1 protein-coding gene is annotated in these 969 nt (G+C 67.5%); it reads right to left on the reverse strand.

Features of this window, described 5'->3' with window-relative positions:
* On the reverse strand, positions 1-758 hold a 758-nt coding region (locus tag CCN37_RS39410; RefSeq protein WP_143261984.1), incomplete at its 3' end, for a hypothetical protein.
* Positions 759-969 lie beyond the last annotated feature (211 nt).

Below are 969 nucleotides of genomic sequence, written 5' to 3' on the forward strand. Positions count from 1 at the left end.
GGGGGAGGGCCGCCGGGGCCGGACTGCGGCGGGCCGAAACCCTGCTGGGGACCGCCGAAACCCTGCTGCGGGCCGAAACCCGGGCCGTAGCTCGCCTGGCCGCGAGGAGGACCGGCGCGGCCGGTGATCACTTCGCGCAGCTTGGCGATGCCGTAGAGCACGAAGCCCGCGGCGATCACCGCCAGCAGGAAGCTGATCACCGTGGGCATGAAGCTGCTCTTGTTCGGGTTCAGGAAGCGGTAGAGGCTCTTGTAGACCCCGGAGGTGAGGAAGTAGGTGAGGTACGTCAACGGGAACACGACCCACGTCAGCGGGTACCACCACTTGGTCCGCGCCTGGTTGCGGCCGACGAAGATCCAGTCGATGATCACGGCCAGCGGCGTCCACATGTGCTCGAAGGGCTGGTCCTCGAAGTCGCCGCCCATGACGCCGTAGAAGGTGACCATGACCAGCAGCAGGAGCACGGTGGTCGCGCCGCGCAGCCACGGTGACTGCGGCTCGTGCCTGCGCAGGCCGGTGAACAGCGGGTACACCAGCAGGAAGAGGTAGACGGCGCCGGTGAACAGGCTCGCCTGCTGGCTGAGCCCCTGCCAGTTCTTGGTCCAGCCGGTGGCGTCGCTGAAGCCGTAGATGGCGAACGCGGCGATCATCAGCCGCCACGCGCTGACCCCGAGGAGCACCCCGGGGTTGACCCGCTGCTGCGGCGGCCCGGTCCATGGTTGCTGGTTCGGGCCGGGCTGCTGCCAAGTCACGGCCATCAGTGCTCCCCCACGTGTCGTTCGCCCAGTTGGCGCAGCGCATCGTAATCGCCGTCCGCCGGACCCGTGTCCCGAATGGACCAACTGGGTTCACAACCTTGACAGTCGTAATGGTCTAGTCCACTTTCGGGGCGACGCCGCCATCGTCCAGCACGATTCTGGAGGTGGGGCATGTTCCGCCCGCTAGCTGTTTCAGCGGTGACCGTCGCGG

The organism is Allokutzneria sp. NRRL B-24872, assembly GCF_002155965.1.
Taxonomy (GTDB): domain Bacteria; phylum Actinomycetota; class Actinomycetes; order Mycobacteriales; family Pseudonocardiaceae; genus Allokutzneria.